Source organism: Methylomicrobium sp. Wu6 (genome assembly GCF_035916875.1).
Lineage (GTDB): Bacteria > Pseudomonadota > Gammaproteobacteria > Methylococcales > Methylomonadaceae > Methylomicrobium.
The window spans coordinates 22,849-39,406 of sequence record NZ_JAXUHN010000087.1 but is presented as its reverse complement, the minus strand read 5'-3'; the positions used below and the strand labels follow the sequence as shown (position 1 = coordinate 39,406).

The 16,558-nt window shown below is 53.1% G+C and carries 13 protein-coding genes; 10 read left to right on the top strand and 3 right to left on the bottom strand.

Annotated features, from left to right (window positions below):
* The first annotated feature begins 174 nt into the window (after nucleotides 1-174).
* From aroK to rsfS, 9 genes are all read left to right on the top strand, one after another.
* Nucleotides 175-705: a shikimate kinase AroK gene (gene aroK / locus U2W12_RS14675; RefSeq protein ID WP_326501439.1), complete on the top strand. Its 531-nt coding sequence runs from the start codon at nucleotides 175-177 to the stop codon at nucleotides 703-705.
* The gene (gene aroB / locus U2W12_RS14670) at nucleotides 702-1,784 is read left to right on the top strand and encodes a 3-dehydroquinate synthase (protein ID WP_326501438.1); all 1,083 of its coding nucleotides are present in this window, start codon (nucleotides 702-704) and stop codon (nucleotides 1,782-1,784) included. Before aroK ends, aroB begins: the two co-directional genes overlap by 4 nt.
* A complete protein-coding gene (locus U2W12_RS14665) occupies nucleotides 1,771-3,216 on the top strand; it encodes an SPOR domain-containing protein (RefSeq protein ID WP_326501437.1) in 1,446 nt (481 codons plus the stop codon). Before aroB ends, U2W12_RS14665 begins: the two co-directional genes overlap by 14 nt.
* 48 nt (nucleotides 3,217-3,264) lie before the next feature.
* Complete coding sequence (gene hemE, locus U2W12_RS14660) at nucleotides 3,265-4,344, top strand: uroporphyrinogen decarboxylase (RefSeq protein ID WP_326501436.1); 1,080 nt, start codon at nucleotides 3,265-3,267, stop codon at nucleotides 4,342-4,344.
* Nucleotides 4,345-4,364: 20 nt separating this feature from the next.
* Nucleotides 4,365-4,820 carry a DUF411 domain-containing protein gene (locus U2W12_RS14655; RefSeq protein ID WP_326501435.1) on the top strand — a complete coding sequence of 152 codons (456 nt, stop codon included), beginning with the start codon at nucleotides 4,365-4,367 and terminating at the stop codon, nucleotides 4,818-4,820.
* Between the two features lie 2 nt (nucleotides 4,821-4,822).
* A complete protein-coding gene (glk, locus tag U2W12_RS14650) occupies nucleotides 4,823-5,809 on the top strand; it encodes a glucokinase (RefSeq protein WP_326501434.1) in 987 nt (328 codons plus the stop codon).
* Nucleotides 5,810-5,907: 98 nt separating this feature from the next.
* On the top strand, nucleotides 5,908-7,146 hold the full coding sequence (locus U2W12_RS14645; RefSeq protein WP_326501433.1) for a glutamate-5-semialdehyde dehydrogenase: 1,239 nt from the start codon (nucleotides 5,908-5,910) through the stop codon (nucleotides 7,144-7,146).
* Nucleotides 7,147-7,770 (top strand): nicotinate-nucleotide adenylyltransferase, encoded by a 624-nt coding sequence (nadD, locus tag U2W12_RS14640; protein WP_326501432.1) that lies wholly within the window; start codon nucleotides 7,147-7,149, stop codon nucleotides 7,768-7,770.
* A 30-nt stretch (nucleotides 7,771-7,800) separates the two neighbouring features.
* On the top strand, nucleotides 7,801-8,151 hold the full coding sequence (gene rsfS / locus U2W12_RS14635) for a ribosome silencing factor (RefSeq protein WP_326501431.1): 351 nt from the start codon (nucleotides 7,801-7,803) through the stop codon (nucleotides 8,149-8,151).
* Nucleotides 8,152-8,200: 49 nt separating this feature from the next.
* Here rsfS and U2W12_RS14630 read toward each other — a convergent pair whose 3' ends face one another.
* Together U2W12_RS14630 and U2W12_RS14625 are read right to left on the bottom strand one after the other, a co-directional pair.
* Nucleotides 8,201-8,794, bottom strand: a complete 594-nt coding sequence (locus U2W12_RS14630) for an exosortase system-associated protein, TIGR04073 family (protein WP_326501430.1) — start codon at nucleotides 8,792-8,794, stop codon at nucleotides 8,201-8,203.
* A gap of 59 nt (nucleotides 8,795-8,853) precedes the next feature.
* The gene (locus U2W12_RS14625; protein ID WP_326501429.1) at nucleotides 8,854-11,136 is read right to left on the bottom strand and encodes a Tex family protein; all 2,283 of its coding nucleotides are present in this window, start codon (nucleotides 11,134-11,136) and stop codon (nucleotides 8,854-8,856) included.
* Between the two features lie 406 nt (nucleotides 11,137-11,542).
* Here U2W12_RS14625 and U2W12_RS14620 point away from each other — a divergent pair, with 406 nt between their 5' ends.
* Nucleotides 11,543-14,605, top strand: coding sequence for a transglycosylase domain-containing protein (locus U2W12_RS14620; RefSeq protein ID WP_326501428.1), 3,063 nt, complete (start codon nucleotides 11,543-11,545; stop codon nucleotides 14,603-14,605).
* Between the two features lie 501 nt (nucleotides 14,606-15,106).
* Here U2W12_RS14620 and U2W12_RS14615 read toward each other — a convergent pair.
* The gene (locus U2W12_RS14615) at nucleotides 15,107-16,150 is read right to left on the bottom strand and encodes an NAD(P)-dependent alcohol dehydrogenase (protein WP_326501427.1); all 1,044 of its coding nucleotides are present in this window, start codon (nucleotides 16,148-16,150) and stop codon (nucleotides 15,107-15,109) included.
* Nucleotides 16,151-16,558 lie beyond the last annotated feature (408 nt).

Here is a 16,558-nt window from a genome sequence, read left to right as displayed (position 1 = left end):
GCACAAATCGTCGTCCCTGTCTTGCCTAATATCCGTATCCATTCCTTTGGCTTGTTGCAGTATTATTCTGTCGCTTTTAAACAATTTTTATTCTGCCGATTGATCTTGCTAAAAAGAAACAGGCATAATGATATGTTTTTTTAACAGGAAAGATGAATACCGTGGCGATACGTCATGCGATCTGAAAACATATATTTAATCGGTCTGATGGGCGCTGGTAAAACGACGGTCGGTCGGCAATTGGCAAAGTCGCTGAAATTACCTTTCTACGATAGCGACAAGGCGATCGAGGAGGCGACCGGTGTTAATATCCCGACAATCTTCGAGTTTGAAGGCGAGGAAGGATTCCGGGACCGCGAACAGAAAATGATAAGGCAACTGACCGGAATGCAAGGCATCGTGCTGGCAACCGGCGGCGGCGCTATCCTGCGCGAAGAAAACCGCCGCTTATTGAAAGAAAACGGTTTTGTCGTTTATCTAAAGTGTTCGGTCGGCAGGATTTTGGAACGGACGCGCAAGGACACGCAGCGCCCGTTGCTCAGAACAGACAATCCCAGAGCGCGTTTGGAAAGTCTCTATGCCGAACGCGAACCGCTCTATCTGGCTTGCGCCGACTTTAAAGTCGACACGGGCGTGATGCAAAGCAAAGCGGTCGTCAGCCGCATTTTAGAACGCTACAGGGCAATCAATTCCGAAACAGAATGAAACAATTACATGTCGAGTTGGGTGATCGCAGTTACCCTATTTATATCGGTTCCCAGCTTTTAAATCAGGCGGATTTATATACCCGTCACATCAAATCCAGACAAGTCCTGATCGTCACCAATGAAACGGTTGCGCCGCTGTATCTCGATAAGGTTTTGCAAAGTCTGCAGGCTTATCAGATCGAAACGGTGATATTAGCGGATGGCGAGCAGTACAAGACCTTGGATACTCTCGGCCGGATTTTCGACAAACTGTTAGTCGCCAAATTTAGCCGCAATGCGACCTTGATCGCGCTGGGGGGCGGCGTAATCGGCGATATGGGCGGCTTCGCGGCAGCCTGCTATCAACGCGGCATAGCATTTCTGCAAATTCCGACTACGTTGCTGGCGCAGGTCGATTCGTCGGTCGGCGGCAAAACCGGGGTCAATCATCCGCTCGGCAAAAACATGATCGGCGCGTTTTATCAGCCGCAATGCGTACTGGCCGATACCGATGTGCTGGACACTCTCGACGATCGCCAATTGTCGGCGGGTCTTGCGGAAGTGATAAAATACGGCCTGATTCGGGATGCCGACTTTTTTGTCTGGTTGGAGCATAGTATCGATGCATTACGCGCGCGCGATAAAAATGCGTTGGCCCATGCGATCGAGCATTCCTGCCGCAACAAAGCCGACATTGTCGCTGAGGATGAAACCGAGACCGGCGTCAGAGCAACTTTGAATCTCGGCCATACTTTTGGTCATGCAATTGAAACCGGCACCGGTTACGGAGCCTACCTGCATGGAGAGGCGGTTGCAATAGGCATTTGCCAGGCGGCTGAGCTGTCGATGCGCAAAGGCTGGCTGTCTCGGCAGGATCTAGAAAGAATCATCGCGTTGGTCCGGCGCGCCGGTTTGCCGGTGATTCCTCCCGCGGCGCTCGATTCCGAGCGGTTTCTCGAACTGATGGCGGTAGATAAAAAGAATTTGGACGGCCGAATTCGATTGATTTTGCTGGAAAAAATCGGCAAGGCGACATTGCCGGTGTATATTGATCGGACCCTCCTGGAATTGACGTTAAACACTTATGGTCGAAATTGATGGTGATACCTATCAAGTCAAAACGGTGCGGAGCGAGGGCAAGGCGGCGTCGCTCCGCTTTCTGATGACGCCGGAGAGAAGCCAGAATCTCGAATTATTACAACATTTACTCGCCAATACTGAGCAGGCCATCGTGCTGTGCGGCCCGGAAGGTGTCGGCAAGACCGCCTTTCTGGAGGTTTTGCAGAAACGCCTGAAGGATGAGTGGTCCTGGTGCATGATGAAGGGGCATGGCGGCATGACGTTTGAGGAAGTCCATGATCGCGTCGGTCCTTTGGTTGCGCGTCTCAAACCCGAAGTGCCGGTCAGAAATACCGGATATGACCGTACGCCGGATTCTCGTAAGGATGTCGTTCTTGTCATCGATGATGCGGGCGAATTGGCTCCAGGCCTTCTTACCCGGTTAATTCAGTTGGCCGAAAAGCATTCGAATTTGCGTGCTCTCTTCGTCTTGACGCACGATCAGTGGCATGTCAAAAACTGCTCGGACCCGGTAATCGAAAATTGCTTTATCGTCGAGGCCAAACCCCTACTCCAAAAAGAATGTCGCGATTTTGTCCAGCACATCGCCTCGCATTCGGTTTCGCCACGGTTTGGCAAGGGGTTGACGGACGATGTGCTCGATGTGGTCTATCGGGAGTCACACGGTATTCCGGCGAAAATGATCGCTCACTTTCCGGAACTGAATAAACCCAAAGAAAGCGTAGATTCGTTGACGTTCTTGATTGTTGCCGTGGTCTGTCTGGTATCCTTGGCGTTTTATATACAATGGTTTACCGCGTCAAGACCGGCCGATCAAAATAACGCCGCAACGGTTCAGTCTGGTGCAAGCAAAGCCTATTCCGATTTACGGCAGCCTATTTTAAGTTTGCCTGTCGGCGGTTTATTGCAAGGCTCGCAAGATCCGGATTTACCTGGTGAGCAGTTGGATGGGCCAGCACCTTTTGGTAAAACCGGCCAGGCCGTTGGCGGCGAGCAAGCGAAGCTGGTCGCCGTAGCGCCTGCTGCCCCTGCATTTTCGAATAATTCGGCAAAGACCCCGGAACAGCAGCAAGTGCTTCCTGAAACGGCTACGGATGCAGCGGTTTCTCCGGTGCCATCCCCGGAGTCGGCTGCCCAAGTGGGATCGGGAGACGATTCCGAGTGGCTGGCGGCGCGGCCGGAAAACAGCTACGCGCTGCAATTAATGATAATATCAAATGCATCCGCCGTACAGGCGGTGATTGCCCGCCATGCCGAATTGCAACCGGATTTGAGATTTGTGCGGCGTATTTGGAAGGGCAAGGAAAAATTCGTGCTGTTGTATGGGGATTTTGCGGATGCCGAATCGGCAAAAAACGCAAAGAAATCATTGCCGGCCGAGTTTAAGTCGTCAATGATACGGAAATTTGGCACGATCAGAAAAGAGTTTCCTTTCATGCCCAAGCCCTAAGCAACAAGAAAGCGCTCGCAAACTTACTAACTTACAAGTTTATAACGAATGACAGAATTAAAGAACGACACTTTTCTCAGAGCCTTGTTAAAGCAGCCTGTCGAGCGCACGCCGGTGTGGATGATGCGTCAGGCAGGCCGGTATTTGCCAGAATATCGAAAGGTCAGAGAAGAAGCCGGCAGTTTCATTAATTTATGCACGAATCCCGATCTCGCTTGCGAAGTGACGCTACAGCCGCTCAGGCGCTTTGCCTTCGATGCGGCGATTCTGTTCTCGGATATTTTGACCATTCCCGATGCAATGGGGCTGGGCTTGAGCTTTTCCGAAGGGGAGGGGCCGCAGTTTGCGAGACCGATCAGTACGTCTGCAGATATTTACAATCTCGGCATTCCTGATCCTGAAACCGACTTGCGCTATGTAATCGACGCGGTGCGTTTGATTCGTCGCGAATTGAACGGGCGCGTACCGTTGATCGGTTTTTCCGGCAGCCCCTGGACACTGGCGACCTACATGGTCGAAGGCGGCGGTAGCAAAAGTTTCCGCAAAGTCAAAGCATTGATGTATGAACAGCCGGCATTGATGCATGTCTTGCTCGAGAAGCTTGCCGAGGCGGTCGCGGCTTATCTGAATGCGCAGATTGCTGCCGGCGCGCAGGCGGTGATGGTATTCGATACCTGGGGCGGCATGTTGACCTCCGAGGATTATCGGATGTTTTCATTACGATATGCCAGTCGGGTGGCGGCATTATTGAAAACCAACATGAACGGTCAAAAAATTCCGACCATTCTATTTACCAAGGGCGGCGGACTGTGGCTGGAAACGATGGTCGAAGCGGGTTATGATACGTTGGGGCTTGACTGGCAAACCGATATCGGTCTAGCGCGCGCCCGAGTCGGTGATAAAGTGGCTTTGCAAGGCAATATGGATCCGGTCGCGCTCTATGCCAAGCCGGAGATCATTGCCGAAAAAGTTAAAACCATTTTAGAAAAATACGGTAGGGGATCCGGTCATGTGTTCAATTTGGGACACGGCATTCTGCCCGACATCAATCCGGAAAATGTCGGCGCGATGGTTGATGCGGTGCATCGTTTCAGTCCGGCTTATCATCTACCATTAAACCCAATTTAACACCACTCGGGGTGATCATCATGAAAGCAATTCAAATCGTTTTATGGCTTCTGATTACGGCGATTTTGGGACCTGCCGTCTACGCGGCGGAAAAGCCGGTCGAGATTACCGTTTACCGCAGCCCAACCTGCGGCTGTTGCGGCAAGTGGATCGAGCATTTGAAGCAAAACAATTTCAATGTGAAAGATAACATTAACGACGCAATGGAGGAGATTAAAACCCGATATGGGGTGCCGAAAGAAATGGCGTCGTGCCATACCGCGATCGTCGACGGCTATGTCGTCGAGGGGCACGTTCCGGCCGCGGACATCAAGAAATTGCTAAAGACCAAACCCAAAGTAACCGGGCTGGCGGTGCCGGGCATGGTTACCGGCAGCCCTGGCATGGAAATGGGCGGACGTGTAGACCCTTATGATGTGATGAGTTTTGATAAGGAAAAACATTTTCAAATCTTCAACCACTATCAAGGCAAGTAATCATGATACTGGCGGGCGATGTGGGCGGCACCAAGACGATACTCGCGCTCTATGATGCGAATGGCGACGAGTGGCGGTGCATCAAAAAAACGCGCTATTCGAGCCTTGACCACTCAACTTTTACCACTCTATTGCAGGATTTTTTAAAAGAGGGCGAGATGGATGCGATCGCTTCGGCCTGCCTCGGCGTTGCAGGCCCCATCGTCGATGGCGATTGCGTGGCGACCAACCTGCCTTGGGTGTTGCGTCGAAGTGAAATCGGCAATTACCTCGGCACAGAGAAGGTTCGACTGTTGAATGATCTCGAAGCGACCGCCTGGGGCATTCTGGATTTGCCGGCGGTGGATTTTGTGACGCTGAATCCCGATTCGGAACCCCGTCCAGGTAACAGCGCGATACTTGCGGCAGGCACCGGTCTGGGGGAGGCTATCGTTGCCTGGGATGGAGAAAAGCATCAGGTGTTGGCCAGCGAGGGCGGGCACAGCGATTTTGCGCCGGGCAGCAAACAGGAACTCGCTTTATTGCAGTTCCTGTGGGAAAAATATCCGGGGCATGTCAGTTATGAAAGGCTGCTGTCAGGCGAAGGGCTGATCAACATTTATCAATTTTTGAAAACAGTCGGCCATGCACCGGCACAGCCCGGCATCGAGCAGCAGATGAGAGAATACGACCCGGCTGCGGTGATCGGTGACGCGGGTGTGGCGGGTGCCGATGCGCTGAGTGTTGCGGCATTGTCGCTCTTCTGCCGGATTTATGGTGCCGAAGCCGGCAATCTGGCGCTAAAATGCTTGCCTTATGCGGGCGTCTATCTTGCCGGCGGCATCGCTGCAAAGATCCTGCCGGTTATCACGCGCGGGGACTTCATGGATGGCTACTTGGCAAAAGGGCGCTACCGCGCGGCCCTGGAGCAAATTCCGGTTAAAGTCTGCATCAATCAGGAAGTAGGGTTGTTGGGCGCCTTGGCTTTCGGTTCCCGGCTGGCCGCTTGATCCAGATTTTTGCAGTTGTTGCATCGCTGGCAGAACCGATATAATCGCAAGTTTATTAAGCAAATTAGCAGGTATCGGTTTTGGGCATCAGAGAGTACATGCAGGGTCTTGGAATCAAGGCAAGACAAGCCGGAACAGAAATCAGCCGTGCCGAGACCGGAAGGAAGAATCTGGCGTTGCTGAAAATCGCCGAAGCGCTCGACAGCCGCCGCGACATGTTGAAAGCGGAAAACAATAAGGACCTCGATGCCGGCCGCGCGAATGGCCTGGATGCGGCATTACTGGACCGGTTGACGCTGTCTGAAAAGGCTATACAAACCATGATTGACGGCTTGCAGCAGGTGGCCGCATTGCCGGACCCGGTCGGCGAAATCACCGGTCTGAATTACCGGCCCAGCGGCATTCAGGTTGGTCAGATGCGCGTGCCACTCGGCGTGATCGGCATCATTTACGAATCGCGTCCGAACGTGACCGTCGATGCGGCGGCCTTGTGCCTGAAAGCGGGCAATGCCTGCATCTTGCGCGGCGGCTCGGAGTCGATTCATTCAAACAAAGCGATCGCAGCCTGTATCTCCGAGGGTTTGGAGGCGGCCGGTTTGCCGAGTGACGCGGTGCAGGTGGTGGAAACGACAGACCGTGAAGCCGTCGGCGAGTTGATCACGATGGACAGATATGTCGATGTTATCGTGCCGCGCGGAGGCAAGAGTCTGATCGAACGCATCGCGAACAATGCGACGATTCCGGTGATCAAGCACCTGGACGGTATTTGTCATGTTTATATCGACGACTCGGCCGACATCGACAAAGCGGTAAAGGTCGCGGTCAACGCAAAGACGCACCGTTACGGCGTCTGCAACGCAATGGAAACGCTATTGGTTGCAGAAGCGATTGCCGGGCAAGTCTTGCCGCTTCTGGCCGAACAATACCGGCAAAAAGGCGTAGAACTGCGCGGTTGTCCGAAAACCTGTTCGCTGATTCCTTCCGCGACGCGCGCGACCGAGGAAGACTGGGTCACTGAATATTTGGCGCCGATATTGTCGATCAAGATCGTGGCCGGAATCGACGAGGCGATTTTCCATATCAACCGTTACGGTTCTCAACATACCGACGCGATCATGACTGAAAATTACACGTTGGCGCGGCGCTTTTTGCGTGAGGTCGATTCGAGTTCGGTGATGGTGAATGCTTCGACGCGTTTCGCGGATGGTTTTGAATACGGATTAGGCGCCGAAATCGGCATCAGCACCGACAAGCTGCATGCGCGCGGGCCGGTCGGGTTGGCGGGGCTTACCACGCTGAAATTCATCGTGCTCGGCGATGGCCATATTCGCCGATAAATGATCGGCATCTTCGGCGGCACCTTCGACCCGGTACATTACGGCCATCTGCGCGCCATTATCGAGGTCAGGGAGATTTTTAAGCTGGACGAAGTGCGTCTGCTTCCGAACAAAACCCCGCCGCATCGGTCGGAACCTTCCGCGATGCCGAAGATGCGGCTCGACATGCTGCGTCTCGCGACTGAAAATCTGCCCGGGCTCGTGATCGATACCCGCGAGCTGGATAGGGATGGTCCGTCTTACATGGTCGATACGCTGCGGTCGTTATGCCGCGATTTTCCGCGGCGGCCATTACTGCTGTTCATCGGAGTTGACGCATTCAACGGATTGACAAGCTGGCATCGATGGACTGAGTTATTCGATCATGCGCATATCGTCGTGATGACCCGGCCCGGCTATTCGATTCAACTGCAAAGCGAGTTTTTTAGAGCCCGGCAAGTCTTCGATGCGGCCGAATTGACACGGCACAAAGCCGGCAAGCTGTTGTTTCGGCCGATCACCGAACTGGATATTTCGGCTAGCGCAATCCGCAAAATGATCGCCGAAAAGCGAGATCCTCGTTTTTTATTGCCCGATGCCGTATTAGACTATATCCATAGTCATCATCTTTATCAAAAAGTCTGATCTCTTCGATCAGCTCATTTAGGAAAACGAATGCAAGCAGAAGAAATACTAAAAATCGTTCAGGCGGTCCTGGATGACAAGAAAGGTAAATATATCACTACACTCGACGTCCGTGGCAAGACCAGTTTTACCGACTTTATGGTGTTAGTGACCGGTACCTCGGATCGGCACCTGAAAGCACTGTGCGACTATGTCGTCGAAAAACTGGCTGAATTCGGCGTAAAGCCGTTGGGTATGGAGGGTGATTTGGGATCGGATTGGGTTCTGCTGGATTTGGGCGATGTGATCGTTCATGCAATGACCGCGCAGTCACGCGAGTTTTACCAGCTTGAAAAGCTTTGGTCGGTGGATCAGTCCAAAGAGGCAGGAAAGTCGTTTTAATTTTTTTGTTCCCTAACGGCGTAGACGCCATTAGGGAATGATGCGCGTTTTATTTCAACATCTTGTCCTTGAAAATCGCATCGATCTTGCGATTCGTATCGGTCGGATACTGCATCTGCGCCGATTGCGGCGATACGGGCGCAGGTGCTACAGGCTCGGCGGCTTGTGGTGCCGGCGGAATCTCGACTACAGGGGCCTGTCTTTGCTGCTGCTCCTGCACTTGCATCACATTGCCGTAGACGGTATCTACATTAAAATTATCCCAGATGTACAATGGATAAATGATGGGATCGGTCGCTATCGGCAGGGTAACCAATTCGGCGATACCGACGCCCATCCGTCCCGCAGTGTGAATCATGCCTTTCGCCAAGCCCCCGATAAAACCGTAGATGATATTGCTTTGATTGGTCGTATTGATGACGTTCTTGGGCATTTCGAGCCATCCTGTCGCAATATTCGCGAAACTGTTCAGTGCTTTTTCCTCGACGCGTTCGCCATAACTCTGCGGCTTTGTCGGAATTTTCTTGGCGGGGGCATCAATCTCCCACTCCTGAGACATCGGCTCGGCCTCTGTCAGCGGCGCATAGGCGATTGTCAGGCAAACGAGTGACAAGGATGCAAAAAAGCGGAAAAAAGTCATCATATCTGGTCCTGCTACTAGGTATTAACAATACCTAGCAAGTATAGCAGAGCTTTTTTTCTTTACTTTTTTAGTGCATTGGTCAGCGCATTCGCCATCGCGCCGCGCATCGGAGGCGCGGACGCAGTGATTTTGCCTTGCGGTTTGCGCTGGTTCGTATCGCGTTTAGGCGCGTTTGTCACTTCCGCGTCCGCTTTCATCGACAGGGCGATCCGTTTGCGCTCCACATCCACTTCAATCACTTTGACTTCAACGATGTCGCCTGCTTTCACGACCTCGCGCGGGTCTTTGATGAAATTGTCAGCCAGATGCGAAATATGCACCAGACCGTCCTGATGTACGCCGATATCGACAAAAGCGCCGAAATTGGCGACGTTTGTGACCACGCCGTTGAGCCGCATTCCGGGCTCGAGATCGGTGATTTTCTCGACGCCAGTCTTGAATTGGACGCTTTTGAACTCGGGGCGCGGATCGCGTCCGGGTTTTTCAAGTTCTTGGAGGATGTCGGTCACGGTCGGCAGACCGAATCTGTCGTCGGTATAGCGAACCGGATCGAGTCGGCGCAGAATTTGCGATTGGCCGATCAGGTCGCGGATCGATTTGCCGGTGTCCTTGATGATCGCTTCGACAACCGGGTAGGTTTCCGGATGCACCGCGGAGGCGTCTAAGGGATTGTCGCCGTTCGTGATGCGCAGAAAGCCGGCCGCTTGTTCATAGGCCTTGTCGCCGAGGCGCGGCACCTTTTTCAACAGCGCGCGGTTTGCGAACGGGCCATGTTCGTTCCGATAGGCGACAATGTTTTCACTGACGCTTTGCGACAGTCCGGATACCTGTTTCAGTAGCGCGGCAGAGGCGGTATTCACATCGACGCCGACCGCGTTCACGCAATCCTCGACCACCGCATCCAGGCCGCGTGCGAGTTGCACCTGATTAACGTCATGCTGGTACTGGCCGACGCCGATCGATTTCGGCTCGATCTTGACCAGTTCGGCGAGAGGGTCCTGCAAGCGTCTGGCGATCGAGACCGCACCGCGCAATGACACATTGAGGTCGGGGAATTCTTTCGCAGCCAGTTCGGATGCCGAATACACCGACGCCCCGGCTTCGGAGACGACGATTTTGCTGAATTTCAGTTCCGGATGCTGTTTCTGTATATCGGCGACCAACTGATCGGTTTCGCGCGAGCCGGTGCCGTTGCCGATACTGACCAATTGCACTTGATGTCGGCCGATCAATTTGGCGAGGGTCGCGATCGAATCGTGCCAAGCCTGCCGAGGTGGATGCGGATAGATCGTGTCGGTTGCCAACAGTTTGCCAGTCGCATCGACGACCGCGACTTTTACTCCGGTACGGATGCCGGGATCGAGTCCCATCGTGGCTTTGTGACCGGCGGGTGCGGCCAATAAAAGATCTCGCAAATTGCTCGAAAATACCCGAATCGCTTCCTGTTCGGCGGCTTCCCTCACGCGCATTTTCAAGTCCAGGTCGATCCGGGTAAACAGTTTGATTTTCCAGGCCAACCTCGCCGTTTCCGCTAGCCAGGCATCGGCAGGTTTGGCGGTGTTGGTCACGTCGAGCCGGTTCGCAGTGAATTGGGCGCAAAGATCGTGTTCCTGCTGTTCCTCTTGAGCCGGCTTTAAGGTCAGTGTCAGCAAATCCTCGTTGCGGCCGCGTAACAGCGCCAGCGCCCTGTGCGACGGAATTTTCTGGATCGCTTCCTGATAATCGAAATAATCGCGAAACTTGCTCGCTTCCTGTTCCTTGCCGGCTGTCACGGTCGCATGCAAAATGCCCTTGCTCCAGGTCCGCTCGCGGAGTTCCGCCAACAGTTCGGCATCCTCGGACAACCGTTCCATGATGATTTGACGCGCGCCTTCCAGAGCCGCTGCGCTATCCGCAACGCCTTTTTCGGTATCGATAAAGCCTCCTGCGAATTGTTCGGGAATCAGGTTTCTGTCGGCCAAAATCGCATCGGCCAACGGCTCAAGCCCCGCTTCGCGGGCAATTTGTGCTTTTGTGCGGCGCCGGGGTTTGTAGGGCAGATAGAGATCTTCGAGCAGCGTTTTGGTATCGGCGTCATTGATCGCCATTTCCAACTCCGGCGTCAGTTTTTCCTGTGCGCGGATGCTATCGAGAATTGCTGCGCGTCGGTCGTTCAGTTCGCGCAAATAGATCAGGCGCTCTTCAAGATTTCGAAGTTGCGTGTCGTCGAGACCGCCGGTCGCTTCCTTGCGGTAGCGCGCGATGAAAGGTACGGTCGCGCCTTCATCGAGCAAAGCGACAGCGGCGCTAACTTGTCTGGTGTTTACGGCGAGTTCTTCGGCGATGCGTTTGATGACGTCCATTATTGGGTGCGGTTCGGATGAAAGTGGGAAATTTTATCAGCAAGCCGAGGTCTATGGTTGAGGAAATTTTTTTCGCGGCCGGGTTTTTCAGGTTCTGTTGTATAGCATCATTAAGCTCGTTAAAGCCAAACGATGTTGTTAATATGCAACGGAGGCGAATAACCGATTCGGCATTGTGGTAGTAATTTTGCTATAATCAGCAGAAATTAGAATCGAGTCACCATAAAGCGAGTAAACGGTACAACGGGGCGATGTAATACGGTCGACAACAGGATAAGGTCTGGTATTTTTCCACATTCGCAACAAAATGTACAGAAGCCACCGGGATAGTGGTTTAAGTTCAATACGTATTGAATACTCAATATATAAAGTAGAGGTTACATCGCGCCTTGAGCGTGATCCTGCTATGCAGAATAAAAGACGAATATTACCCCGGATAGTGCTGTTGAGCCTATTGGCCGGCTTGCTGATAGTCGGCATTGTTGTCGTCAAGTTTGTCCGCGAAGAAGTCGAAACTTCGCGGTATCAGGCGCGCTATCTTTCCGATATCGGCAAACAAATCAGCTTCAAACTCGAAAAAGGTCCGAGTTCGTCGATACGCTATCCCGAATACGGTCCGTATGATCAACGCATGGGCTATACCTTGCTGCACGAAGCGGTTGAGCGGATGACCAAAGGCGGTTTTGCGGTGTCGGCCCAAGCCGTTTCGTCGCCGATGCTGACGCAATTGGTCGATGACGGTTTTTTTTCGATTTACCATGAAAAAACGCAGGCTGGTCTCAAAATATTCGACCAGACCGATCAGTTGATCTTCAGTAATACCTACCCAAACCACGGTTATCCCAGTTTCGAGTCGATCCCGCCGATAGTCCTTTATACTTTGCTATTCATCGAAAACCGCGAATTGCTGAATGAGTCGAAGGTAACGGTCAACCCCGCAGTCGAGTGGGACCGCTTGGGTTATGCGAGCCTTCAAATGGTCGCGCACAAGCTTGGCGTGGACAAAAATGTACCGGGCGGCAGCACGTTGGCGACCCAGATCGAAAAATACCGGCATTCTCCAAATGGTTTTACCAATTCGATCGTCGATAAATTCCGGCAGATGGGTTCGGCTTCGATCCGCGCTTATCTGTTGGGACCTGATACCCGAGAAATGCGCCGTGAGATTGCGCTAGCCTATCTCAACTCGATGCCGCTCTCGGCCGCTCCGAAAGTCGGTGAAGTACATGGCTTAGGCGATGGGCTCGCGGCCTGGTTTGGCGCCAACTTCGACGACGTGAACAATTTGCTGCGCGCCGCGACACAAAATTCCACCGAAAGCATTACCGATCAGCAGGCGATTGCCTACCGGCAGGTGCTTTGCATTTTGTTGTCGCAAAGACGTCCGTCCTATTTTATGGGGCCGGGTTATAACGCTTTACAAACGCTGGCGAACAGTTATCTGCGGCTGCTTGCCGATGCGGGCGTGATTTCCGCGTCGTTGCGCGATCGGGCTTTGCAGGTCGAAACCATCAAACCGCTACCGGCCGATTCAATACCGGCGCAATTCGTGTCTGAGAAAAAGACTCAGGCCGTATTGCGCACCCGGTTGGCGCAAGCGTTGAACGTCAAGACGATTTATGATCTTGACCGGCTGGATTTAACGGTCAAAACCACGATTGATTACAACACGCAGCAAGCCGTGGCGACTGCCTTGCGCAAGCTGAGCGATCCCGATGAGGCGCGCACGGCCGGAGCCTTTGGCGAGCGGCGGCTGAATGAAAATGTCGATCTGTCGCGCGTCGTCTATAGTCTGATGCTTTTTGAAAAAACGCCGAAAGGCAACTTTCTGCGTGTGCAAACCGACAATCTGGACCAACCCCTGGATATCAACGAGGGGATTCGTCTGGATTTGGGCTCCACCTCGAAGTTGCGCACGATGGTGCTTTATCTGCAACTGGTTGCCGAGCTTTATAAGCAGTATTACGGCCAGCCCGTAGAAGAATTGAATAAAGTGCAACTGCATCCCAGAGACTATCTGAGCGACTGGGTGATCACCCAACTGAAGGCGCAGCCTAAAATCGATTTGCAAACGCTACTGAATCAGGCTCTGGACCGCAAATATTCGGCCAGTCCGGGCGAGTATTTCTTCACCGGCGGCGGCCTGCATCATTTCAATAATTTCAAGAAGAGCGATGATCACCAGATCATGTCGGTGCGCGATGCCCTGCGCGACTCGGTCAACCTGGTATTCATTCGCTTGATGCGCGACATAGTTTATCACTATCAATATAGACCCGAAGGCGTTGCCCGCTGGCTTGACGATCCGGAAAGCCCGAAACGCCAGGAATATCTGGAGAGGTTTGCCGATCGGGAAGGACAGGTTTATCTTGGCCGGTTTTATGCCAAGGCGCAAGGTAAAAGCGCGGAAGAACGTTTGGAGGCGCTGGCCCAAAGGGTATGGCTCAAATCATCGCGCCTGACAATGTTGTACCGCGCTATTTATCCCGATCATGACGTTGCTCAACTCGACAAATTTTTGCGCGCGCATTTGCCGAAAGAGATTGTAGCGAAGGAAGACATTTACTCGCTTTACGATAAATATTCACCGGAAAAATTCGACCTTCAGGATCAAGGGTATATCACCAAAATACACCCGATCGAATTGTGGCTGGCCGGTTATCTTGCCGAGCATCCGCAAGCGAGCCGCGAGGAAGTGGTTGCGGCCAGCGCGCAACAGCGCCTGGATGTTTACCGCTGGCTGCTCAAAGGTAAAAAGAAAAAGGCCGGGCAGCAGCACCGCATCATGAGTATGCTTGAAGCGGAGGCTTTTCAGCAAATTCATGAAGCCTGGAAGCAGGTCGGTTATCCATTCGGCAGACTGACGCCGTCTTATGCGACTTCGATCGGCGCATCCGGCGACCGTCCCGCGGCGCTGGCTGAACTGGTCGGCATCATTTTGAATGACGGTGTCAGAATGCCTGTCGTCCGTTTTGAAAACCTGCACTTTGCGGAAGGAACGCCTTACGAGACGATTTTGGATAAAGCGCCGAATGAAGGTAAACGCGTTTTTCCGACCGAAGTCGCCATAGCCGCCAGAAGCGCGATGATCGGGGTCGTTGACGGAGGAACCGCTTCGCGTCTAAAAGATGTTTATACGGATAGTCAAGGCAAAGTCATCCCCGTGGGCGGAAAAACCGGAACCGGCGATCACCGCAAGGAGATGTTCAATGCGCGCGGACAGATGATCGGCTCACAATTCATCAGTCGCGCGGCCGTGTTTACCTTCTTTCTGGGCAACCGGTATTTCGGCGTGTTTACTGCCTATGTTTCGGGTAAGGATGCCGGAAATTATCACTTCACCAGTTCATTGCCTGTGCAAATCGTCAGATTCCTGAAACCTACTCTGACGCCATTGTTGAACCGGACAACGGCCGACGACGGAAAGTCATTGTCAGAGCCGAAAATGGCGTTGGCTTCCGGCCAATAAGTTGCTATAGGCGGTGTTTTTCGCTTGCGTGGACGGGTTGCGAATCCAGAATCGGATTCGCAACCTTTGCTTCACTTCATGAAAATCTCTAGCGTTATGTCATTCTTGCTGGTTCTGGGTTATTGCCAAACGTCTGGAATTTGGAGCGCTGGGCTGCTCGCCTTCGAAAGCTGCGTTGATAGGGTACGGCATGCATTGTCGCCTTGCGCCCATGAAGGGATGCTGTTGAGCACGCCACGCCAGTGTTCGATACGATGGCGAAAGCCGTGCAGCGTTATTACCGGTGCTTGCGGCTTTTAGACAAATTCGACAATGTCCAGAACTCTTGGCTGGGAAGGAGGCGCCAATACTGAACAGGAACACGCCGGCATTGTTCGATGCATTGTCAGATAGGAAAAAACTCTGGCGTTTCGAAAACGCAGGGCATAACCGTCTGTCTTTGGAGGCTTGGCGCCCTTGGGTACAGAGGGTGATGTAAGTAACCGAGCAGTGATCGGATAGTTACTTCAAACTCGCCACATCAATTACAAATCGGTAGTGCACATCGTTTTTCAATGCGCGATCATAAGCATCATTGATTTTTTGTATCGGAATCACTTCCACATCGGCCGCGATGCCATGTTCTGCGCAAAAATCGAGCATTTCCTGAGTTTCGCGAATGCCGCCGATCAATGAACCGGCCAAGCGCCGCCCTCCCATTACCAAAGGCCATGCGGACAATGGGGTAGGTTCGGGCAAGCCGACCAGCACCATCGTGCCTCCGCGGCTCAGCAGGCTCAGGTAGGCGTTGTAATCGTGCTGCGCCGATACCGTATCGAGAATAAAACTGAAGCGGCCGGCGTGTTGCGTAAAAACTTCCAAATCGCGCGTCACGATAAAATTGTCCGCGCCGAGCCTGATCGCATCGTCGCGTTTGTTCGGCGAATGGCTCAGTACCGTCACCTCGGCGCCGAGCGCCTTGCCGAGTTTGACCGCCATATGCCCTAGGCCGCCGAGTCCGACGATCGCGATCTTGTCGTGCCGATTTACGCCGAAATGGCGTAGCGGCGAATAAGTCGTAATGCCCGCGCAGAGCAGCGGTGCGGCCCGCTCAAGCGGAATGCCGGCAGGGATCCTGACGACATACGATTCATCGACGGTAATCTGCGTCGAATACCCGCCATAGGTCGGCGTTTTGCCATCCTGTTCCCGCGAGTTATAAGTAAAGCTTGCGCCGTGCAGGCAATACTGCTCTTCGCCGGCTTCACAGGACTCGCATTGCCGGCATGAATCGACAAAACAGCCAACACCAACCGTATCGCCGATATGCCAGCGGCTAACCTCGCTGCCGATTCGCAGAATGGTACCGATGATCTCATGGCCCGGCACCATCGGGTAAATCGCCCCGCCCCATTCATCGCGCGCCTGATGAATATCGGAATGGCAGACACCACAATATAGAATGTCGATCAATACATCATGCTTGCCAGGCTCGCGGCGGTCGATCGTGAACGGGGCCAGGGGAGATGTGGGGCTAGGTGTGGCATAGGCGGATGTCTTTATCATCGTGATTCCTGTAGTCGTTTCTCTGTTTTTTGGCGTTTCGACGGATGCGTGCAGCAGGTAAGATCCGAATTTATACAAAGAATGCTTCCTCTCGCTCTGGGCGGAGTGGGCCAACCCAATGGCAGTGGCGTTCAGCTCAACGCGGGTACGCTGTTCGCACCGTTCCTGCTATGCGTGAATAGAGTATACACTCAAGGGCATAAATGGGAACGTGCAGGTATGCTCCACATTAGCGCGTATTGAGCCTTAGGCGGTGTCAGGCCAATTCCTCGGCGGCTTTGAGGCTGAAAACCTTGCTCAATTAATGCCCAGTCCGTGCCGTGAGGCCGCTTTTGTATCCCGTTTGCAATATGACAATAAAAAATCCCGATTTTACAAGATCTTTTTTTTCCAGACAGTTTCTAACGT